This window comes from Streptomyces sp. NBC_01450, assembly GCF_036227505.1.
Taxonomy (GTDB): Bacteria; Actinomycetota; Actinomycetes; order Streptomycetales; family Streptomycetaceae; genus Streptomyces.
This window is the reverse complement of sequence record NZ_CP109480.1, coordinates 20,227-41,802: the sequence shown is the minus strand read 5'-3', so window position 1 is coordinate 41,802 and position 21,576 is coordinate 20,227. Positions and strand designations below refer to the sequence as shown.

General features: G+C 69.1%; 21 protein-coding genes. 13 read left to right on the top strand and 8 right to left on the bottom strand.

From position 1 onward, the window contains the following. Window positions 1-12: 12 nt before the first annotated feature. Entirely contained in the window at window positions 13-1,056 is a 1,044-nt protein-coding gene (aroF, locus tag OG568_RS00215; RefSeq protein ID WP_329529730.1) for a 3-deoxy-7-phosphoheptulonate synthase, read from the bottom strand. 548 nt (window positions 1,057-1,604) lie between these two features. On the opposite strand from aroF, the gene OG568_RS00210 reads away from it, so the two are divergent. The 6 genes from OG568_RS00210 (at window position 1,605) to OG568_RS00185 (ending at window position 8,129) form a co-directional block, all read left to right on the top strand. Then, window positions 1,605-2,276: a cyclase family protein gene (locus tag OG568_RS00210; protein ID WP_329529729.1), complete on the top strand. Its 672-nt coding sequence runs from the start codon at window positions 1,605-1,607 to the stop codon at window positions 2,274-2,276. Next, entirely contained in the window at window positions 2,273-3,529 is a 1,257-nt protein-coding gene (locus OG568_RS00205; RefSeq protein WP_329529728.1) for a DUF362 domain-containing protein, read from the top strand. Before OG568_RS00210 ends, OG568_RS00205 begins: the two co-directional genes overlap by 4 nt. 169 nt (window positions 3,530-3,698) lie before the next feature. Then, window positions 3,699-3,851 (top strand): hypothetical protein, encoded by a 153-nt coding sequence (locus OG568_RS00200; RefSeq protein WP_329529727.1) that lies wholly within the window; start codon window positions 3,699-3,701, stop codon window positions 3,849-3,851. Between the two features lie 219 nt (window positions 3,852-4,070). Next, window positions 4,071-4,682: a helix-turn-helix transcriptional regulator gene (locus OG568_RS00195; RefSeq protein WP_329529726.1), complete on the top strand. Its 612-nt coding sequence runs from the start codon at window positions 4,071-4,073 to the stop codon at window positions 4,680-4,682. 424 nt (window positions 4,683-5,106) lie between these two features. Further along, a complete protein-coding gene (locus OG568_RS00190) occupies window positions 5,107-6,462 on the top strand; it encodes an acyltransferase (protein WP_329529725.1) in 1,356 nt (451 codons plus the stop codon). 287 nt (window positions 6,463-6,749) lie between these two features. Then, the gene (locus tag OG568_RS00185) at window positions 6,750-8,129 is read left to right on the top strand and encodes an IS1380 family transposase (protein WP_329529724.1); all 1,380 of its coding nucleotides are present in this window, start codon (window positions 6,750-6,752) and stop codon (window positions 8,127-8,129) included. Between the two features lie 173 nt (window positions 8,130-8,302). Here OG568_RS00185 and OG568_RS00180 read toward each other — a convergent pair whose 3' ends face one another. The 6 genes from OG568_RS00180 to OG568_RS00155 all read right to left on the bottom strand — a co-directional run bounded on the left by OG568_RS00180 (window position 8,303) and on the right by OG568_RS00155 (window position 13,545). Continuing rightward, window positions 8,303-8,713, bottom strand: coding sequence for a hypothetical protein (locus OG568_RS00180; RefSeq protein WP_329529723.1), 411 nt, complete (start codon window positions 8,711-8,713; stop codon window positions 8,303-8,305). Further along, window positions 8,710-9,381: a hypothetical protein gene (locus tag OG568_RS00175; protein WP_329529722.1), complete on the bottom strand. Its 672-nt coding sequence runs from the start codon at window positions 9,379-9,381 to the stop codon at window positions 8,710-8,712. Before OG568_RS00175 ends, OG568_RS00180 begins: the two co-directional genes overlap by 4 nt. A 77-nt stretch (window positions 9,382-9,458) precedes the next feature. Then, window positions 9,459-11,474, bottom strand: coding sequence for a hypothetical protein (locus tag OG568_RS00170; RefSeq protein WP_329529721.1), 2,016 nt, complete (start codon window positions 11,472-11,474; stop codon window positions 9,459-9,461). Further along, window positions 11,471-12,343 (bottom strand): hypothetical protein, encoded by an 873-nt coding sequence (locus OG568_RS00165; protein ID WP_329529720.1) that lies wholly within the window; start codon window positions 12,341-12,343, stop codon window positions 11,471-11,473. Before OG568_RS00165 ends, OG568_RS00170 begins: the two co-directional genes overlap by 4 nt. A 59-nt stretch (window positions 12,344-12,402) precedes the next feature. Continuing rightward, window positions 12,403-12,972: a Crp/Fnr family transcriptional regulator gene (locus OG568_RS00160; RefSeq protein ID WP_329529719.1), complete on the bottom strand. Its 570-nt coding sequence runs from the start codon at window positions 12,970-12,972 to the stop codon at window positions 12,403-12,405. Window positions 12,973-13,101: 129 nt separating this feature from the next. Next, window positions 13,102-13,545 (bottom strand): Pycsar system effector family protein, encoded by a 444-nt coding sequence (locus tag OG568_RS00155; protein WP_329529718.1) that lies wholly within the window; start codon window positions 13,543-13,545, stop codon window positions 13,102-13,104. A gap of 205 nt (window positions 13,546-13,750) precedes the next feature. Here OG568_RS00155 and OG568_RS00150 point away from each other — a divergent pair, with 205 nt between their 5' ends. Further along, entirely contained in the window at window positions 13,751-14,275 is a 525-nt protein-coding gene (locus OG568_RS00150; RefSeq protein WP_329529717.1) for a DinB/UmuC family translesion DNA polymerase, read from the top strand. Between the two features lie 278 nt (window positions 14,276-14,553). Here OG568_RS00150 and OG568_RS00145 read toward each other — a convergent pair whose 3' ends face one another. Then, on the bottom strand, window positions 14,554-15,867 hold the full coding sequence (locus OG568_RS00145) for an XRE family transcriptional regulator (protein WP_329529716.1): 1,314 nt from the start codon (window positions 15,865-15,867) through the stop codon (window positions 14,554-14,556). Window positions 15,868-16,090: 223 nt separating this feature from the next. Here OG568_RS00145 and OG568_RS00140 point away from each other — a divergent pair, with 223 nt between their 5' ends. From OG568_RS00140 to OG568_RS00115, 6 genes are read left to right on the top strand one after another with little or no spacing between them, the layout of a single operon-like run. Continuing rightward, window positions 16,091-17,008, top strand: coding sequence for a dTDP-4-dehydrorhamnose reductase family protein (locus OG568_RS00140; protein WP_329529715.1), 918 nt, complete (start codon window positions 16,091-16,093; stop codon window positions 17,006-17,008). Then, complete coding sequence (locus tag OG568_RS00135; protein ID WP_329529714.1) at window positions 17,005-18,204, top strand: SIS domain-containing protein; 1,200 nt, start codon at window positions 17,005-17,007, stop codon at window positions 18,202-18,204. The genes OG568_RS00140 and OG568_RS00135 overlap by 4 nt, the downstream gene beginning before the upstream one ends. 16 nt (window positions 18,205-18,220) lie before the next feature. Continuing rightward, entirely contained in the window at window positions 18,221-18,886 is a 666-nt protein-coding gene (locus OG568_RS00130; protein WP_329529713.1) for an RraA family protein, read from the top strand. Between the two features lie 10 nt (window positions 18,887-18,896). Beyond that, on the top strand, window positions 18,897-19,961 hold the full coding sequence (locus OG568_RS00125) for a DUF2332 domain-containing protein (protein WP_329529712.1): 1,065 nt from the start codon (window positions 18,897-18,899) through the stop codon (window positions 19,959-19,961). A 17-nt stretch (window positions 19,962-19,978) separates the two neighbouring features. Further along, window positions 19,979-20,755 (top strand): sugar phosphate nucleotidyltransferase, encoded by a 777-nt coding sequence (locus OG568_RS00120; RefSeq protein WP_329529711.1) that lies wholly within the window; start codon window positions 19,979-19,981, stop codon window positions 20,753-20,755. Next, entirely contained in the window at window positions 20,730-21,563 is an 834-nt protein-coding gene (locus tag OG568_RS00115; protein ID WP_329529710.1) for an alpha/beta hydrolase-fold protein, read from the top strand. The genes OG568_RS00120 and OG568_RS00115 overlap by 26 nt, the downstream gene beginning before the upstream one ends. Window positions 21,564-21,576 lie beyond the last annotated feature (13 nt).

Below are 21,576 nucleotides of genomic sequence, written 5' to 3'. Positions count from 1 at the left end.
CGCCTCCGGGGGTCAGACACGTGTCAGGCCGTGGGCGCGCGGCTGCCACAGGGTGCGGCCGACGGCCTCCGCGACCGGCCGGAGCCGGTCCATGAGTTCGGTGAACTGCGCGCCGCTGAGCGCCTGGGCACCGTCGCAGAGAGCGGCCTGCGCGTCGGTGTGCACGTCGATCAGCAGCCCGTCGGCCCCGCACGCGGCGGCGGCCAGGGACATGGGCCCGACGAGGTGGGGCCGGCCGGTGCTGTGACTGGGGTCGACGATCACGGGCAGATGTGTGAGCCGCTTGGCCTCGGCGACTGCGCTCAGATCGAGGGTGAAGCGGGTGCTGCGGTCGAAGGAGCGGATGCCCCGCTCGCAGAGCACCACGTCGCCGTTGCCCATGTGCATCAGGTACTCGGCGGCGAGCAGCCACTCCTCGATGGTGGCCGCCATGCCCCGCTTGAGCAGCACCGGTCGGCCGGACGTCCCGGCCTCACGGAGCAAGGCGAAGTTCTGCATGTTGCGCGTGCCGATCTGGAGCATGTCGCTCTCCTCGGCGACCCGTTCGACGTCCTGCGGGGTGACCACCTCGGTGACGACGGGCAGCCCGGTGCGGCTGCGCTGCTCGGCCAGCAGGGCCAGGCCCGCGACCCCGAGGCCCTGGAAGCTGTAGGGCGAGGTGCGGGGCTTGAAGGCGCCGCCGCGCAGCATCGCAGCGCCGGCGGCCACGACCGAGTCGACGACGCCGTTCATCTGGGACTGACTCTCCACCGCGCAGGGTCCGGCGATCACCACGAACCCGTCGCCGCCGAAGACGGCCCCGTCCGGGCCGCCCACCTCGACCCGGGAGTCGGCGGGGCAGAAGTCCCGCCCGGTCAACTGCTGGGCCCCCGAGACCATGACCAAACGGTCCACGCCGGCGGCGGTCTCGACGGCGAACGCCACCTCGGGCGCCGCGGCCGCCTCGGTGATCACCAGAGTGGCGCCCGCGAATTCGCCGATCACCGGATCGAGGCCGATCTCCCTCAGCAGGGCCAGCACGTCTGCGATCTGGTCCGGCGTCGCGTCTGCGCTCATGACAGCGATCATTGGTGCCTTCCCTAGGTGTGTGCGCCGCGCACCTCTCTTTGCGGGAGGTTTCGCGGACGGAGGCGATTCCCGCAAGTCGCGGGGCGCCGTGGTGAATTCGGGCTCGAGAGGGCCGGCCCGCGCGTGGCGGCGGCGGCCCGGAATTTTCCGGAAAGGACGTGTGTCGCACCCTTTTTGCGGGGTGCCGGTACGGTGGCCGGCGATTCCGGGGCCGCGGGCCCGGCGTGCCCGTTCGGTGATGAGAAGGATGCTGCCACGTCGGCGCGGCCTATTCCTAGCCCCGCCCCCGAGCCGTCCGGCCCACCGGCCTGTCGACCCGGAAACCTGCTCCCACCAGGTACGACGTCTCGTACGGCGCTCCTCACGCGGCGCCGCGTTCCACCGGTGTGCACCTTTTGCCGCCGATGCACCCCCGCTTTCCCCATACGGCCATGTCCACAAGGAGACGAGAGGCAGAACGAGGTTTCTGGCCCATGCTATTGATGCGCCCCGGCAGGAGGGCGGCCTGGAATTCCGACGCATACGGAGGCAGGAAGATGAAGATGATTGACATCAGTCAGGGTTGGTACCCGGGGATGCCGTCCTATGACGCCCCCTGGTATCCGGAGTTCGGTACGCGCCGGGCCATGACGCCGGCCACCGACCCCGCTAACGGCGGCCGCACTTTTTCCGACCTGAACCTCTTCCCGCACAACGGCTCCCACGTCGAATCCGGATTCCATTTCTACGAGGACCGCGAGAAAATCGACGAGGTCCCCCTGGAGATCTTCGTCGGCCGGGTCTGCATCGCGGATCTCTCGCACAAGGGGGACCTGGACCCGGTCACCGGCGAGGATCTCGACAAGGCGCTGGAGGCCGTGTGGCAGCCCGGGGACCGGCTGCTGATCAGGACCGACCACCCCAACCGCTACCTCGGCCGCGCGGACTACTGGGACAACCCGCCGTACCTCACGGTCTCCGCCGCTGACTGGGCCGTGGAGCACCAGGCGGTGCTCGTCGGCATGGACTGCATCACCGAGCGCCCTGACGACCGCAGCGGCCAGGTCCATCGGCGGCTGCTCGGCGCCGGGATACCGATCCTGGAGAACATCCAGAACCTCGACCGGATCACCGGACCGGTGGCCCAGCTCATGGCGCTGCCCATCAAGATCGCGGGGGTCGAGGCGGCGCCGGTGCGCGCCGTGGTCTTCGAGGACTGGCCGCTGTGAACCCAGGCCGGACCGACGCCACCGGACCGTCCAGACGTCCTGCCACCGGCGATACCGCCACGGTCTCGCTCACTCGCACCCGCGCGCCGACGGCGGAGGCCGTGGACCGCGCGGTCGAGGACGCTCTGGGGCTCGTCGGCGACCCGCTGGACGCGCTGGGACGCGGCGACCGGGTCGTGATCAAGCCCAACATGTTCCAGCGCAAGCCGGGTTTCCGCACCAGCCCCGAGGTGCTGCTCGCGCTGGCCAGACGCGCCTCGGCCCGCGGAGCACAGGTGTTCGTCGCGGAGCGCACCCGGGTGCTCCAGGAGATTCTGCGGGACAGCCCCGTCCACCGGTACGCCGAAGTGGTCAGCTTCGACGATCGGCCGCTGCGCATCGTGCAGATCCCGGGGGCCACCTCGCTGCGGGTGCCGATCGCGGTGCCCGACCTCGTCACCGACTGCGACTTTTTCGTTGGAGCCCCGCAGTTGCGTACCCACTCCAGTGTCGTGTTCACCAACGCCATGAAGAACCTTGTCGGCCTGCTGCCGGGGCTCACCACCCGCATTGTCCACATGGCGGGGGTCGAGGAGAGCATCGTCGACCTCAACCTGCTGCGCCCGCAGCACCTCGTGGTGTGCGACGCGACGACGGTCATCGAGGGCAACTACCCGATGGCCGGCCGGAGCAGGACGGTGGGCGTGGTGGCCGCCTCCCGCAACGCCGTGGCCCTGGACGCGGTGACGGCAGCCATGGCCGGGATCGACCCGTCGGAACTCGCCTACCTCCAGGACGCCTGGAGGCGTGGGTTGGGCCCGGCCGACCTCCAGTCCATCGGGGTCCGCGGGGAGGAGCTTCGCGACGTGTCCTTCCAAATCGAACGCGGACCGGTGGATCTGACCCCGCCCAGGGCGGGCATCCACATCCATGCCGAAACGGCCTGCCCGGACTGCCGCCGCTGGATCGCCGCGGCGTTGCGGCAACTGCGCGGCGAACTGCTCGCGTACGAGGGGGAACTGACCGTCGTGTCCGGGCCCCGGACCGAACTGCCCGAACTGCGCGGCGCGGTGGTCCTCGTCGGCAACGCGACGTACGAGCACCGCGAGGCGGGAGTGTACCTCGAAGGGTGTCCACCGCGGGCGATCCAGGTGGCCGGGTTCCGGCAGGCCATGGGTCTGCCCGTGTCGGAAGCCGAGCTCAGTCAGTCACGCCTGCCGGTGTCAGGCACCGCCCTCGACCCGGTCTGGCCCGAACTTGAGGAGTCTGTCTGAACGTTGACGACCTCGCGTGGAGCCCGGCGCCCGGCAGTCCCCGGCGCCCGGGCTCCATGCCGTTCCCGCCCCGGTACTCGTCCCCGGTAACGCGGCGGGAACCCATCGGGAAAGGCCACGCCCAGCATCAACGGTGTCAACAGCGACCACCACGCGAAAGGCAACCACCATGGGACGCAAGCGAGCCGGACTGGTCGGAATCCTCACTGCGGTGCTGGCCTTTGGACTCACGGCGATGGGCACGGCGGACCACGCGCCGAAACCGTCCCCCGCGCACCACGCGCTGGCCGAAGACAAGGGCCCCACCTTCGCCACCGCGTAGCCGGGGACACCCCGGCATACGCCGCCAAGCCGCACTGTGACGCGCCACAGCGCGGAACACCGAAGCACGCACCACCCGACCGCCCCGCGCGGAAGCACGCATGATGCCCCGGGGCGCCGCGCGGACCCGGTCACCACACCGGACCGGCCGCGTACCGAGCCCTGAGGGACGAACCATCGCCAGGCGCCGGCAAGCACCTAAGCCCGATTTGGAGGAGCAATGCCTCAGCCCACCGTCGTCGTCATCGCTGACGATCCCATCGTCAAAGAAGGCACGGACGCCTATCTCAGCCGCGTCGACGGGTTGCGCCTGAGTCCGATCGATGCCCTGCCGACCGCCGACGTGCTCCTCCTCCTCACCACACGCATCACCGAGAGCACCCTGGCGCTGCTCCGCAACGCCGCGACCGTCAACCGCAACCGGAGTCGACGCGTGGTGCTGGTGGTGAACGACATCAGCGAGCGGGAGCTGGTCCGTGCAGTCGAGCTGGGCCTCACCAACCTGCTGCTGCGCCCGGACAGCACCTACGAGCGCATCGTCGAGGCCGTCTGCCACCCGGGCGACTGCGTTCTGCCTACCTCGGCGATCCGGCTGCTGGCCGAACACGTCAAGAACGTGAACTCATGCGGTGCTCAGCTCCACGGCCTCTCGCACCGCGACATCGAGATCCTGAAGATGATCTCCGACGGCGCCAGGACGGCGGAGATCGCCGCAGCGCTCCGCTACTCCGAGCGGACCATCAAAAACGTCCTCCAGGCCATCATGAAACGGCTCAGCGTGCGCAACCGGGCACACGCCGTCTCGTGGGCGGTGCGCGCGGGACTCATCTGACTGTCCGGCGAGGTGAGACATGGGCCCACCCGCCCTGTAATCATGCGGCTCCGGGGCCGGATTTCGGCCCGGAACGCAATGTCCACATTGGATTTGTAACCGAGAGCTGACACCGTTTGTTGCCGAATTCGAGCAGCACGTGTTGATTCGCAGAGTCGGAAAATGTCACCGAGAAATGACACCGGTGCGGAGGGGCGCTTCACATCGGGAGGGAGGAAAGACGCACTGGCTCTGAAGGCCAGGACGTGTTTGTCATGGTTCGACGAATACGTCCTTGTTGAGCAGGTGCGGCGGATCCGCTCACCCGCCGGAGGTTATCTCGGACCAGGGGCAGCGACTGGCCACCGGCCACTGAGACCGCTGAGGTCATACACGTGTCGACACGGGTTTACCTTTCCGGTGACGACAATAGGGGGAAGACGGTTTGAAACTGCGGATAACCGAGCGTAGAGCGGAGACGGTCACAGCGGGCCGCACATACGACAGTATTAAATGCGGCCTTTTGGATATAATCCACAGCAATTACGTCTCGGTAGGATTCATCTTCGAGAAAGGAGTAGACGAGAAGCGACTTTTGGAGGGTCTTCGTCGCGCTCTGTCCCTTGTTCCGAGCTTTGCGGGGCGACTCCGGCTCCGACCGGGCGGGGCAGACATCGTTTGCTCTGATGCCGGCGTTCCTGTGTCAATCTTTGACGTCGAAGCGACACGTAATGAAGCTCTGTCAGACATGTCGAACCCCAACACGAGCTTCGGTGACACGGTCGACCTGGAGAGCCTGCCTGTAGAGCTGCGCCCTCTCCTGACGGTACGCATCTACTGGTTGGCGGATGGCGCACTTGCTCTCGGGTGCAGCTGGCATCACACTGCGGGTGACCTGCACAGCTTCATATTGTTCATGCAGGCCTGGTCGGCATTCGTTGAAGGCGATGCACCGCCGCAGATACTCATTGTCGATGATCGTGAAGCGCATTTCGACAGATTCCTTCCGCTGGAAGATTCGAGTAAGCCTGGCTACCGGCTGCTGACCCCGCGTGAGCTCGAACTACACAGCCACCTGCGCGAGCTGCCGGACGAACAAAAGAGAGTCACGCAGATCCACTTCGCCTCAGAAGAACTAGATCGAATGCGCCGAACGTTCAGCGAAACGGCCAAAGGAAAGCTTTCATCAAACGATGTGGTGTGCGCCCATCTGGTGACATCGGTTCGTCAGCTGCAGTGTGATGGCGGAGTGAATATATCGAGTATTGTCAGTCTGCGCACCCGGCTTGGCATGCCTGCCGGACTTATTGGCAATCCTCTCTGGCCCATGGTTATATCCAGTTCCTCGTCGCAGACACCTGTGGGCCTTGCGCATCAGATCAGAGAGGGCCTTGACGACTTTTCGAGGCTGCATCTCAATATACGCACGAGCCGCACATTCATCAACGAGACGGGAAAATCCTGGCCTGGCGATTACGGCCGTGTTCTAGGTGTGCCAGGGGACCCGATCTTCAGGATTACGGACTGGAGAAATTCTGGCGTCTATAGCATATCATTCGATGGTCAATTCCCGCGCTTCTTCAATTTCTTGCCGACGGGACTTTCTCAACTACCGCCTTCACTTGGCCCGCTTATTTCAATTATCGAAGCCCCCGGGCGCAGTGGACTGCTGATTACTCTCATCACGTCGGCGGCACTTGCGGAAGATTTGCGCAGCCCTGCAGGGGGGGAGATGATCCATCGGTTCAGGGAGCCGGGAGACGTTCAACCGACTTTTTTATCGGCCGTCGAACTGGCCTGATGTCAGTTATCCATGTAGTTGGGACACTTCCATCGCAGTGACCTGCAGAATCCCAACTGTGCTCATGAGTTGGGGATGGAGGGGCTGGCGCTCTGACCTGGCCATATGTCCAATCTCGCCCCAAGGGGACTCCGGACTGCAGTCGTCTGACCTGTGATGCCTTAACCTCGTGCTTTCGCGAGTGGGCCTGTCCGGGTCTTGATCAAATAAGTGGAGAGTGCTGCTGACCTGCAACGATGGGACTTGTCGAGGGTCCTGTCAGTTGCGAGGAAAGAAGCACTCTCCAGGTGAAGAAGCGTAGCGGGTCGTATCCGCGTGTTCGTGTCGAGGGCGGCGGCCGTGGGGTGGTCTCGCAGGCCGGGGCGGTGCTGCTGGTCGAGACGGTCCGCAAGTCCGGGCTGGACACCGCGATAGCGGCGGCACTGGCGCCGTGGCGCAAGCCGCGGGCAGTGCACGATCCGGGGAAGATTCTGCTGGATGTGGCCCTGGCCGTCGCGCTCGGCGGGGACTGTCTGGCCGACGTCGGCATGCTGCGGGCCGAGCCCGACGTGTTCGGCCCCGTGGCCTCCGATCCGACGGTCTCCCGTCTCGTCGACGCTCTCGCCGCAGCCGGCCCGAAGGCGCTCACCGCGATCCGGTCAGCGCGGGGCGAAGTGCGGTCGCGGGTCTGGGAGTTGGCCGGTGCGGATGGTTCGGCCGCCGGTGGCAGCGTGATCGTGGACATCGACGGCGTCCTCGTCCTGGCGCACTCCGAGAAGCAGGATGCCACCGCGACCTGGAAGAAGACCTTCGGCCATCATCCGCTCGTCGCGTTCGTCGACCACGGCGAGGCCGGGTCCGGGGAACCGGTGGCCGCGCTGCTTCGGCCCGGCAACGCCGGCTCCAACACCGCCACCGACCACATCGAAACCGCCCGACTCGCCCTGGCCCAGCTGCCCAGACACCTGCGGCGGGGACGGCAGACACTGATCCGGACCGACCCCGCAGGCGGCACCCACGCCTTCCTCGGCTGGCTCTCCCGCCGGGGCCGGTGGCTGTCGTATTCCGTCGGAATGACCATCACCGACGCCATCCACCAGGCCGTCCTGAAGATTCCGAAGAAGGCATGGACGCCGGCCTGCGACGCCGACGGCACCGAGCGGCCCGGCGCCTGGGTCGCAGAGATCACCGACATCCCCGACCTGAGCACGTGGCCCAAGGGCATGCGGCTGATCGTCCGCAAAGAACGACCGCACCCCGGCGCCCAGTTGCGCTTCACCGACCTCGACGGACTACGACTCACCTGTTTCGCGACCAACACAAAAGGCGGCCAGCTCGCCGACCTGGAGCTGCGTCACCGCCGCCGGGCCCGCTGCGAGGACCGCATCCGAAACGCCCGCGCCACCGGACTGCGCAACCTGCCCCTGCACGACACCGCCCAGAACCGGATCTGGCTGGAGATCGTCCAGATCGCACTCGACCTCCTCGCCTGGATGCCGATGCTCGCCCTGATTGCACAAACCCGCCGCTGGGAGCCCAAACGGCTTCACCTGCGCCTGTTCTCTGCCGCCGCCCAGCTGGTCACCACCGGCCGCCGCCGCTGGCTCCGCTTCACCGCCCGATGGCCCTGGACGGATGTGATCACCCTCGCGATCCAGCGACTCGCAGCCCTGCCGAACCCCGGCTGACCAGCGACTCCGACCATCCCGACGAACCAAAGCAACATCCCGGAGCCGTGGAACCCCGGCGCCCACCCGACGCGACAGCCGGGCCACCAACCTGCCCCAGCCCACGAAAATCCGCACCACCCAAGCACAGAGTCCCCGTCAGCGAACCGACGAGGACTCATGAACGATCGAGGTTAGGGCTGTTCGCGGGTTTGTGACCAGGGGGGTGGCGTCGCATGGTGCTGGTCGGCAGGGATCGGCGGGCGGCCCCAGTCCAGGACGTGGAGGCCTGTGCTGTGGATGAGGCCGGCGTCGAGTTGGAGGAGCTGGATGGGGGAGTGCCCGTGTCTGCGCAGCCACCTGAGGCGGCGTTGCTGTTCGGCTTGGCTCAGTGTGTGCCAGTGGTCGTAGTGGATGCCGGGGGCAGCGCCGGGGTTCTCGCGGGCCCAGGCGCGCACGAGGGTGGTTTCGTCTGGTGCGCTGTGCAGGGTGATCAGGGCCCAGGCGGTGTCATACGCCAGTGCCAGCCCGTGTCGGGCCATGAGCCGGCGGGTGCGCAACTGGCGCACAGGGGCCAGGAACCAGCGTGCGGTATGGAGTTTCATTCCGGTGTGCTCCCGGGATCGTGAGGGCGGTGCCGGAGGGCGGCGGCGGTGGTCAGGTCGTGGTGGCCGAGGGCCGTGAGGGTCTGGACGAGAGCCTGGACGAAGACCTCCCGCTGCTGCGGGGTGTGCAGGGTGGTGACGAGGTCGTCGGTAAAACGTCGGATGTCACCGCGCAGGTCGTCGTCCTGCGCTTCCTGCGGAGCAGGCAGCCCCTTCAGCGCCTGGGCAAGGTCTCCGAGGTCGTTGAAGCGGTTGGGGAACTGGGCCATCCACCACACGCGGCGTAGGTCCGGGTCGGCGAGCACCCGCTGCAGCTGGGCCAGGCGATGCAGCTCCTCGCCGTGTTCGAGGTCTGCCGCCTGCTGCCGACGGGCATGTTCCTCGGCCAGGGCGCGGTCCGCTGCCGCGACGCTCAGCTCGGCCATGCCACTGACCTCCAGCCCGGGCATGGGGCAACCACATTGTGCTAGGGATGAGTTGATGGCGTCGTGGGCCGCTGCGAGATCCAGAACGGAGTGCTGGCACAGGATTCCCGCGGCCTGCCGGCGCAGGTGCGCACGCGCCGGCATCGCCAGGTCGCCCTGGCCCGTGTCACCGGGGTGCGTCGTCCACTGCCAGCTCCCTGTGATGCGGACGGTGAAGCGCACACTGCTGATGCGGCTGGCCATCCGCTCGTCGCTCAGCAAGAGCGGATGAGCCGTGCTCGCGCCTGCCGCATCTGCTGTGCTGCGCCGGCGCAGCAGCCTCACGCCGTCACGGCGGCGCAGTCACCGCCGGACCGCGCCATGGTGCTGGGGCTAGCAGGGGAGGCCACCTCGGAGATCAGCTGGGCGAACAGCTGTGCGCGCCGGGCCCGTCCCAGCTCGGAGCTTTCGCGCGAGCCCACCAGCAGGCCGGAGGGGCCTTCCTGGCCCAGATAACCGCGCAGCACCTGCGCCGCCAGGGGCAGGACCTGGTCGTCCTGGAGCTTGGGCGAGTCCAGCCAGGCCGCCAGATGCCGGTACGCCGCCTGCGATGCCGTGGGCTCCTGCAGGGCCGCGCGCCAGCCGCGGACGAACAGCTGACCGGCCAGCACATCAGGAGCGTCGACGGCCTCGCCGGTGCTCTCCTGGTTCGCAGACAGCGGCAGGAGGATGTCGCTGGTGATGTCGGTCAGGGCCAGGAACGTGCCCGCTCCGGCCTTACGAATGGTGCTGTCGCTGGATTCTGCCCATTCCACGATCTCCGACAGCACCAGGACGCGTTGCTCGGGAGTGCTCACCAGGGTACGCACCGCGTCGGCGACGGTGTCCCGGGCCTGGTCGTCATCGCGGGAGGCCAGCAGCCGCAGCCGGGTCAGGGCGACCCGGGGATACCGCTGGCCCAGCTCGCCCGCGCAGACCGCGGCGACCGCGGCGATCAGCTCTTCGCTGGTTGTCTTCTGCTGGGCCCAGTCGTACAGCTGCTTACGTACAGCGACGCCAGAGACCGGATGGAGCGCCATGGTCTCCAGGATGTGGATGGCAAGCTGACGGTGCGCCACACGGTCGGTCTCGATCCACCGCCTGGCCACGGACAGCACGGTCGAGCCGCCGGGCAGCAACGCCAGCGGCACCAGACAGTCGGCGATGCGCTGCAGATGACGCACGGCGATCTTGTTGGGTGCGCTGATCTGGGAGGCCCACTCCAGCAGCACGGGCCGCAGCTGCGGCCGCTGCCGCCACACATACTTCAGCGCAGCCCCGGACAGCCCACGTTGCTTCTCCTCCAGGGAGATGCCCTCGTCATCCCTGTACGAGGCGTCGATCGCGTCCAGCCGCTTGTCCAGGTCACGGCCGGACAGCGCACCGCCACGCGGCAGCTCACCACCGACTTGCGTGAACAGCTGGTCCGCGGCCCCCAGTACGACGGCGGCCGGAGCTCCATCCAGCAGGGCGGCCGCGATCAGGAGCGCGCGCTCCTGCAGGTCTCCCGGCGCGGAGTGCCGCTCGAACCAAGTTTCCAGATGCTTCTGCCAGTCGGTGAACTGCTTGCCGACTGCGGACTGGTCGTCGTCCTTGGCCTCGGCGATGAGCCGGGCCAGCCGGGCGCCGTCGGATGCCGGCGCCTCGGGGGCGAGCAGATCGTTGAGCGGATCGTGCGTCAGCCAGTCCACCCGGCCAGCAGCGAGGTGGCGCAGATGGGCCTCGGCGACCTTTGCGGCCGAGGGGCGCGCGAGGTGCACGGTCGGCACGGTCGCGAGGGCCTTGGGGTTCCAGCCGTTTGGGTCGGCCAGGATGACCAGAACGGCGTCGGCGGCCTGTGCCTGCTTCTGGTAGTCGGCAAGTCCGGTGTAGAAGTCCTCCGACAGATCGCGGTAGTCCGTCAGATCCAGGACGAATGCGCGCCCCTCGGCGTGGGGGATCTGCTCGGTGCGCGGCTGGTCCCAGTCCAGGATCAGCCAGTTGATCTGCTTCCTGGGCACCCCCGCCTTGCGCAGCGCATGCAGCGCGGCGGTGCGCCGTCCCGTGCCGGCCTCCCCGCACAGCACCAGGACGTGGATCTTGCCGTAGGGGCGGCTGAGCATACTGACGGCCTGCGCCACTTGGCCGGGGGGATCGACGAACGCGTGTTCCGCGAGGTCCAGTTCGCCGTCGTCGAGACTGGCGCTGCGCAGGTACTGCCAGCCCCGGACGTACTGGTGGTGGTGCTCTTCGTAGTCGCCGGCGACCTGCGTCACCTGTGCCTGGCCGGACGCTTCGATCTGCTGCTGCACCGCTGCGGTGCCCTCGGCGTCGGTCATGACTGCTCCTGGCTGGGGATGTAGTCGCGGCCGACCTGGATCAGCCGGGCCTTGCCGCTGGCCTTGCCCTTCTGGCGTACCCCGCCGCTGCTCTCGTTCGCGGTGGTGGCCTTTGTGCTGTGCTGAGCGGCCTGGCTGGGGCGGCCGTCGGGTACGGCGCCGCTGTCCTGTGTGAGGTAGGGGGCGAGTACCGAGGGGACCAGCCCGGGGACGAGGAGCCAGCAGACCTGCTCAAAGCCCGGCTTGCCCTCGACGCGGGCGGTGGCCCGGTGGAAGTGATGCTCCTTGAGAGCTGGTGTGCGGCCCGCGGCGACCGTGCGGCCAAAGACGGTGTCCGACACCACGGCAGCCAGCAGCACTCCGTGGTCCACCGCGGCGGTCATGGCCCGGCGGGCCGCGTCGCTGTCGACCAGCCGGCAGGCGTCGTTGACCGCGTCCCCCCGGTGCTCCGGCGGCGCCAGGGGCCCGACGTGCACGCTGGCCCGCAGCCGGATCGTCGGCGCGCTGGCCAGCCGGGTCTGCTCGCGCCGCTCGAGTGCCTGACCGAGGTGGACGAGGAGAGGGTCGATCAACCGTGCCGCGTGCCGGGCCGGCAGCACGAAGATGGCACCGTCTCCACGGTCCTTGACGGCGCCGAGCAGCGTCGCGTCACCAATCCCGCACTGAGCGAACACCGTCGACAGCATGCTGTCCAGATCGGCCCGCGCGGGCGCCATCTTCGCCTCGGGGAGCTTGCTGTACTCCTTCATGTCGACGGTCAACAGAGCATGCTCCGGCGGCACATCGGTGACGTCGGACGGGACGAGAGAGGGCATGGGCAGCAGCCTTTCCATCGTGTCGGGGAAATCCGAGTGGGTGTGCTGCCTCATGCTGGACACGCCCGGGCGACGGCGGTGCCCAGTGCTGGGCACCGCGCCGGTGCGGTCGGTCACGTCTGCGCGTGAGCGTGTGACTGGATCGATGTGATGTCGCGGATGATGAGTCCGCCAGCGGCCTCTGTGGCGAGCCATCCCTGCTCGCGCCACGGTTTCAAGGCCGTTCCCACGGCGTTGCGGGACGCGCCGATCAGCTGTGACAACTCCAGCTGCGTCAGCCGCACGAGGCATTCGGCGCCGCCCGCCGACGCGGCCTGGAGCAGCCGTCCGAGGGCCGAGGCCAGGCGCATGGGCACGGCCGAAGTGGCCATCTCGAGACGTACGGTGTCCGCTTCGCGTACCCGCGCGATGGCGTGACGCAGCAGCGCGGCCTGCAGATCGTGACGGTCCACGAAAGCCAGGAAGTCAGGGGCAGGGATGATGTGCACCCGGCAGTCCTCCGCGGCGATGACCGACGCGGTGCGTGGCTGGTTGTCCAACACCGCCAGCTCGCCCAGCAGTTCACCTGCGCCGCGTACCGCCAGCAGCGTCCGTTCGCCATGCGATCCGGTGAGCGTGATCAAGGTTGATCCGGAGACCAGCAGGATGACGTGGGTGCCCGGATCCCCCTGCCGTAACAGCACGCTCCTGGCCGGGCGCACACGGACCGGAGCCAGCTGACACAACTGCGACCAAAGATCACCACCGATGACCGAGACATGCGGCTGATACATACACCCCCCGAGTGTGGTACCCGTCACGCCACGATGTTCTCAAGCAGTGATGTATCCGCTCAACAATCCAATTCTGGCCATGCCGATGGCAGTTGCCGTTAAATCGACTGCCCACTTCACCGCACGGAACTTCCGCTGCGCCAAGCCAGCGAACAACGCCAGCCGCTCCGCCTCCGCCCGCGCAGGACGGCCAGAGCCCATCGCCGAGAACGTCGACACGAGTTCCTCGGCTCCGCCCTGTTCCGGGACAGGACCTACGAACACCCTGAATCCACCGCGCCGTGGCAGCACAGGGCGGATCGCGGACAGGGCAACGACGAGTGCCGCACCAAGAAGAGTCGCAGCACACGCCAGCGCAGCCACCGAGAGCCAACTGGACCCCGGCACAGTCGACAGCGTCGCAGCGTCCACGGCCAGCAGACCGCCAGTCACGCCGCACAACGTCGTCGCCTTCGTGTCCGCCCGCTGCATCTCAACGAGCATCTCCGCTGCCGCATCCCCAAGCCGCCGGCAACCCGTGCAGTCAGCTGGAGTGAACCCCCCGCCCATGTCAGCCACGTCGTTCCTCCATCGGGGCTTCGGTTCTGCATCGCTTGGTTTTGCTCCACACCGTGCAGGAATCACGTCGGGGCCTGGGCACACTGCAGTGCATCACGCATGCCGAACCCGTCACAGTCCGGCTGCGCCCATGCGCCAGGCCGGACGCCAGGCCGCTGACCGGGCCCGCGGTATCGACCCCCGCCCCGTCACCTCGCGCGCCCTGCCCGCCTCCGCGAGCGTGAGCCGCACCTTCCCCCGGCACACCCTGGACGGCGCCGCCGTCCGCGCGGCCCTGCTCGACCTGGTCGTCACCCTCGCTCTCCAGCTGCGCCGCCGGGGCCAGGCGGCCCGCGGCCTGACACTGACTCTGCGCTTCGCCGGGGGCACCACGTGGGAGAAGACCCGTCGGCTCCCGGAGGCCTCCGCCCACGACGACGACCTGCGCACGCTGGCCTACCGGCTGATCGATGCGGCGGGACTGCAGCGCGGCCGCCTCACCGGGATCACGCTGAAGGGCGAGGACCTGATCGCCGCCGACCAGATTGCCGAGCAGATCAGCTTCGACGGGGCGCGCGAGGCCCGGCTGGTCGCCGAAGAGGTCAGCGACCGCATCCGCGCCAAGTTCGGTCCCGGCGCGATCCGCCCCGCCACCACGCTCCTGCGCGTCTCCTGACCGGCATTGCGGCGCCTGCACCTTGACTGGTCGCCACACGTCCGGAGGGCGGCGCGGAACCAGATCATTTAAGGACGGGACACCAGGACGTTCGTCGACTTCCACACAGTGCGCTCGTGGTGGTGCTCGGTGGGGATCGCCTCGGCATGTAGACCCGCGGGTGGAGCTTTACACGGTGCGTTCCAGGAAGTCCCGGACCAGGGGGACTTGGCAGTGGGCGCGGAGTTTGCCGCGCAGGTCGGCGAGGATGCGTGGACCGTCGGCCGTTGCCGGAGCTGTCACGCGGCGACGGCCGACGACAGTACTTCGTAGCGGTGGGCCATGCGCTCGGAGCTGACGGTGCTGATCAGCCCATCGGCCTGGTCGAGCAGTTCCCGTGCCCTGTCGCTGTCGCCGCACTTGTGGACGCTGTCGGCCAGGTCGAGAACAGCGTGGAGGTGGTCGCGCTGGTGGTCGGGCGAGGACGCTTCGACGCGCCGGCTCAGGAAGGGCACGGCCTGGGACGGCTTGTCGCAGGCGAGCCAGGCCCGCCCGGTGGCGGCGTCCACGGAGTCCTTCGTCAGCCAGGTCGCCCACCACGGCGGGCGCTCATCGGGAGAGGCGAGATGCAACAGCGCTTCGTCGCGAAACCGCAGGACTGCGTCAGGGTCGTGCCGACGTCCTGCGGCGTAGACGTTCCTTTCGGCGATGACCGCTGCCACCGCGGAGGGCAGATCCGGCGTCCGGGCGGCGATGTCGAGCAGTGCGGCGGCATCGTTGTGGTGACCCAGCCATGCGGCCTGATAGGCGGCGGAGGCAACGAGGTTGGACGTCGCGTGACGGGCGGTCAGGGATGTACCGGTCTCGCGGGCCAGCCGCATCCCGGTGTGGTAGACGCGCTGAGCCTGGGGGTGTCGTCCGGAGTCGAAGAGCATCCAGCCGGTCTGCTCGCTCAGCTCGATGTAGGCGGTGTGGAGCCGGTCGACCAGAAAGCCGTGGTCGCGGGCCTGCGCGACGACGCGGGACGTGCTCTGCCAGATGCCGAGACCCCACGTGAGATCGCCGCTGGCGCTCCCGGTGGAATCGTCCATCTCCCTCAGGTCCCGGACCGCGCTCTCGATCGAGCCGACGAGTTTCTCGTTCAGGCGCGTGGCGCCGGGCGCGTCGGCGGCCTGCGCGATCGGTCCGAGCAGGAGTGAGAGAGCGGGCGCGGTGGCTGCCGCCCCGGTGAGCATGAGCAGGTTGCGGCGGTCCATCATGTCTCCTTGGCTGATTTCGTGGAGCAGAGCCTCCAGGGGTGCGTCGCCGGGCGCGTCGAGATGACGGTGACGAGTCCGGAGACGGGGAACGTCCCAGCCGATGTCGGAGGCGGTAATGCACCGCCCTGCCCTGGCGGTGAGCACCGCCAGGGCATCCGCCTGGTTGTCAGGATGCGGATGAGCGGGGCACTCGCGCAGCCAGGGATAGGCCGCCTTCAGGTGGAGAGGAGAGCTGCCGCGGCGGGCCCGCCTCTCGTTGATGCGGCCGATGAGCTGCTCCGGCCGCATCCCCAGCTGCTGTAAGAGGGCGGCGAGCACGGTGGCCGGCGGGGCGTCTAACGCTGCTGGCTCCATGGGCACTCCAAGTCCGGCGGGGTCCTGGCCGGAAGCTACCACCGCGCGGGATACCGGAACCGGGCAGCGCAAATGGGACTTGGTGTACGTACACCGGACGTCGAGTCCGGTGTGTCTACACCGAGTTGGTGCATCCACCTCGTACACCGCAGCAGCCCCTCCCGATCACGAGTGCGGCTCGGCTTGGCTGTCTCACCTCGCAGGACTTTGCAGGGGGTGAGTGATGCGAGCGGTGATCTTCGGATCCTCCGGGCTGCTGGGGCGCAGCGTATTGCGGGCGTTCGGCGACACGGCCGTGACGGGCACCGGCTTCAGCCGGGCCGTCGGCGGGCTGGTCAGGGTCGACGCCACGTCGGCCGACGACATCGACCGGCTGCTGGGACGGCACCGGCCGGACGTCGTCGTCAACTGTGTGGGCGAGCGCCGGCCCGAGGTGTGGGAGGGTGCCCCGGCTCAGGCTCTCGGCCGGAACGTCGACGCCGCCCGGCTGATCGCCCGGGGTGTTCACCGGTGCGGGGCCCGCCTGCTGCACATCTCCAGCGACTACGTCTTCGACGGGACGGCGCCCCCGTATCGGCCCGACAGCCTGCCGAACCCGCTGAACGCCTACGGTCGGTGGAAGCTCCTTGCCGAGCGGGCTGTGCGCGCCGCCTGCCCGGACGCGGTGATTCTGCGGCTGCCCGTGCTCTACGGGCCCGCGCAGTTCGCCGCCGAGACGAACCTGACTGTGATCGCCCGCCAGGTGGGCGCGGGGGCTCGGGTTGAGTTGGACGACGTGTGCGTGCGCTACCCGACGCACGCGGACGAGGCCGCCGAGGTGTGCCGCCGGATCGCCGGGGCCCTCTGGCACGGGCAGTGCCGGGGCTCGGTCGTCCACTGGAGCGCGGAGCAGGGCTTCGCCAAATTCCAGACGGCCCTGTTGATCGCCCGCAGGTTCGGCCTGTCCGCCGGCCACATCCACGCCGGGGAGACGGACGCGGCGTCCGGTGACCGGCCGGTCGACTGCCGTCTCGACTGCCAGGACCTGCCCGCAGGCCTCCGCCCGGTACGGCGTCGGCTGTTCAGCGCCGAATTCCCGCCCGTGGTGGAGCCCTGGCTGGCTCCCGCCCGACCCGCTTTGAGCCGAAGGGAAGAACCGTGACGTCCGCTGTGTACGAGGACTTCGCCCGCGCGTACCTGACCGAGGTCGCCGCCAGTGTCCGGCACATGTTCACCCGCGGCACCGAGGCCGCCGCCCTTCTGAAGTCGGCCGTCGACGGCGGTGCCCGGGTGCGCGCCTTCGGCAACGGCGGCTCTTCGGCGATCGTTCGTTCGGCCCTTCTCCAACTCCGTGCGCACGCCGAACTGTTGGTGGACGACGCGATGATGAGCCCGGCGGCCATGGCCTACGGCGCCCAGCGGCAGGACTACCGCACGGTCTTCGCCCAGTCGCTGGCCAGGGACATCGATCAGGCGGGCCTGGTCATCGTCGCGAGCGTCAGCGGCCGGTCGGCCAACATCCTCGAGGCCGTCCGGCTCTGCGGCGAGACCCGCGTGCCGGTACTGGCGGTGGTGGGCGGGGACGGGACCCAGATGGAGCCGGTGGACGGCATGGTCTGGGCAACAGGGACCACCGACCAGCAGATCAGCGAGGACGCCACGCTGACCGCGCTGACCTGGGCGACCGACAGCGCACTCGCCCCGCCCCAGGAACCGCTGCCGACCGGTCAGGAGCGGGCCCTGCACGCCCTGGCTGCCGTCGACGTCCCCCTGCTGGCGGGCTTCCTGCAGGGGGCCACCGAGGCCGTCGCCGACGCGGTCCGCAGCAGACGCCGCATCTATGTGCTGTGCCCCGACGGCGGCCCCCTCGCCCTCGCCGGCGAGCACTTCGCCCACAACCTCAGCTGGGACGCCCCGCTCGGAGTTGAAGGCGTACGGCCTCCGCTCGTGGTCTGCGATCCGTCACTGGCCGACATGAGCGCGATCTACAACGACCACCCCGACCCCGCCCACGGCGCCCGCCACCGGCTGAGCAGCGCCTTGCCGCAGGATGTGGTCTTCCTCCTGACCTACGACTCGGACGGCAGGACAGCCCAGGAGGCCGTCCGCGCCGCCGCCGCGGCGGGTACGCGGCTGTTCCTCCTGCACCGGGACGGCCCCGCCCTGCCCGGCACCGGCCAGGCCTTCACCCTGCCGCCGGCCGACGACTTCACGCAGGCGGCCCTGGTGCAGTCGGCCGCCCACCTTCTGTGCCGGACCACCCGCGCCACGCTGGCCGCCGGGCCCTCGCCCGTCGACCTCATGGCGCAGGACCTGGCGCCGCTGCGCGAACTCTCCAACGCCCCGCAGTCCCTCTGAACGAAAGGTTCCCGGCATGTCCGCACGTGAGATCCACACCGAGATCGCCCGCCCCGCCCGAAGCGAGATCGCCGCCCTGTCCCGGCTCCCGGTCGCCTCGATCGTGGACGCCCTCGGCAAGAGGGGCACCCTCTCGTACTGCCTGAAGTTACAGACCCCCGGCCTCATCCTGTGCGGCAGCGCTGTCACGGCCCTCGGCCCGGACGTGACCGTGCGCCGCGCGGCGATCGACCTCGCACAGCCCGGCGACATCGTCGTCGTGGCGGCCGGCGGCGGCAAGGAACGCTCCTGCTTCGGGGGCGTGACCGCCGCGCACATGCACAGCCGGGGCATCACCGGCGTCCTGGTCGACGGCATGGTCCGCGACGTCGCCGAACTGCGCCGCGTCGCCTTCCCGACGGTCGCCCGCGGCATCACTCCGCTCAACTACGACTACCCCGCGAGCCGGGAGCAGGGCGCGGTCAACGTTCCCGTCGACATCGACGGCGTCCACATCACCCCCGGGGACGTCGTGGTCGCCGACGACGACGGCACCGTCATCGTCCCCCGCGACCAGGTGACGGCCGTCATCGCCACCACCCAGGCCGCCCAGGCCGCCGAAGCAGAGAAGTGGTGGGGCCGCCGCGGCCAGAGCCTCGGAGCCGTCCAGCAGCTCACCGACTCCGGCTACACGATCATCTGAGGAGAACGCCGTGGCCGACCACGCCCGACTCGCCGACACCTTCGAGCGGTTCGCCGCCCAACAGGCCGCAGGCAAGTCCCCGCTGTACGAGACCCTCGCCCGCACCATCGCCCGTACCCCCGAGCTGCTCGACCTCGCGGCCGCCACCCGGCCGGGACAGCCCGCCCCCAACATGCTGCTCGGGGCTGTCCACCACATCCTGCGCCGCGGCGTCCAGCACCCGCTGGCCACCCACTTCACCGGCCACGAGGAACTGCCCCCGTCCCGCGCCGACGCCCTGCTCACCGACTTCTGCCGACAACACACCCGGCAGATCAGGCGGATCATCACCACCCGCTCCGTCCAGACCAACGAAGTCAACCGATGCGCCGTCCTCGTGCCGGCCTTCGCAGCGCTCCAGCAGCAGCTCACCGACGGCCGCCCGGTCAGGATCGTGGACGTGGGCGCCAGCGCCGGGCTGAACCTGCTCTGGGACCACTACACCTACGACTACGGCGCCCACCGGCTCACCCTGCCCGACAGCGACCCGGACACGGTCCTCACCTGCGAGATCAAGGGCGGGATGCCGCCCCTGTCCCTGGACGTCACACGGTTCGCCCCGCCGGTCGGGATCGAGCCCAGCCCGGTGGACGTCACCGACCCCGAGGCGACCGAGTGGCTGGCCAGTCTCACCTGGCCGGAACAGACGACGCGGATACGCACCCTGAACAACGCCCTGGCCCTGGCCGCGCGCACCCCGCCGACGATCCTGGCCGGCCGCGCCCAGGACCACCTCGCCGACATCGTCGCCCAGACCCCGCCCGGCGAACATCTCTGCCTCGTCTTCTCGTGGTCGATCTACCAGATCTACGGATCACCCGGCGGCCGGGAACGCCTCGCCGCCACCCTCACCGACCTGAGCCGCAAGCGCCCGCTCCATGAGATCTCCATCGGCCACTTCGGCCACGAAACCCCTCGCATGATCATGGCCAGCTATGACGGGGGCGTGAGCCGCTCCGACGTCGTGGCCCACTGCGACGTCTACGGCACCTGGCTCAACTGGCTGGCCGAACCGGCCGACCAGCCACGCACCTGACAGGACGGACAACCCCCATGACACACACGATCACCAGGGCGGTCGTAGCCGCCGCCGGGGCCGGGACGAAGATGGCGCCGATCACCCGCATCATCTCCAAGGAGATGCTGCCCGTCGGACAGCGGCCGATCCTGGAACACCTCGTTCACGAACTGGGCGACGCCGGGATCCGCGACGTCCTCTTCGTCATCTCCTCACACAAGAGCCAGATCCCCGCCTACTTCGGCAGCGGCACGGCCTACGGAATGGACTTCTCCTACCGCGTCCAGGACGACGGCGCCGGCCCCGGCGCGCCCGTCCTCGACGCCGAAGCCTGGACACAGCAGCAGCCGTTCGTCCTCGCCTTCGCAGACAACCTGATCCGCCCGGCCGCCGGAGAGGAGACGCCACTCGCGCGCCTCACCTCCGGCGCCGCGGCGGACTGCTCCGTCCTGACCCAGCTGTTCCCCACGGACAGCATCCCGGCGGAAGAGACCCTCCTGGGCGCGGCGGCCCCGCCCCGGACAGACCCCGCCCCCTACGCCGTCGACTTCGGCCGCGACCTCCTGGACCACACCGGCGCAGCCTGGGTTCACGCCTGCGCCGCCCGCTGGGTCCTCGGGCCCTTCGTCTTCGAGGCCCTGCGCACCTGCCCTCCCCGACCCAGCGGCGAGCTCTACCTCATCGACGCGGTGCGCCGCTGGATCAGCACCGGCAACCAGCTCAGGGCCGTTCCCCTCCTGCCGGGCGAACTCCGGTTCAACTGCGACAACTGGGAGACCTACCACGATGCCGTCACCGCCCTCCGAGCCTGAACGCCCCACCCCACACCGCCGGGCCGGCCTCCGCGACGCCACCGCCCTCCGTACAGGCACCCGGATCCTGCTGGACAGCCCGTTCCAGCAGCCCGGCACGCAGGTCACCGTGCTCCTGCCCGAACAACCGGTCCGCAGGATCGTGCTCGCCCTGCCCGTCGAAAAGGGCGACGGGACGAAGTACGGCCGCAGCCTCACCGAGATCGCACGGCTCCCCGCGACCCTGCGCGACGCGACCGCCTTCGCGGCGCCGACCTTCAGCGAGTCGCCCTGGCTGGTCAACCACGCCACCCGGGCCGACTGCCGACAGGAGGACCACCTTGTCCGCGTGGTCGTGCCGACCGTCCTCGCCGCCCTCGGCACCCAGGCCCGGCCGCCGGTTCACCTGCTGGGGTTCAGCAAGGGAGGCTTCGCCGCCCTCAACCTGCTGACACGGCACCCCGACCTCTTCGCCGCCGCCAGCGTCTGGGACGCCTCGCTGCTCAGCGACCGGCCACCCCACCCGCAGCTCGTGGACGTCGCGGGCAGCACCGCACGGCTTGATGAGTACGACGTCCGGAAGAACCTGCGCCGCCACGCCCACGTCCTGTGCGGAGCCTGCCGCATCGCGCTCGGGGGCGTCGGCACGCTGGAGGCCGACTGGACCGCCGGCCGCCAACTCCTCGAAACGCTCGGCATCCCCCACCACGCCTACCGGAACGCGCCCGCAGACCACCGGTGGGACGTCGCCTGGCTCGCACCGGCGGTACAGCATCTGCTCGCCCTCGAAGCCCTCCAGCACCCAGGCCAGGACCACCCGAAGGAGTGACAGAGAGAAGGGG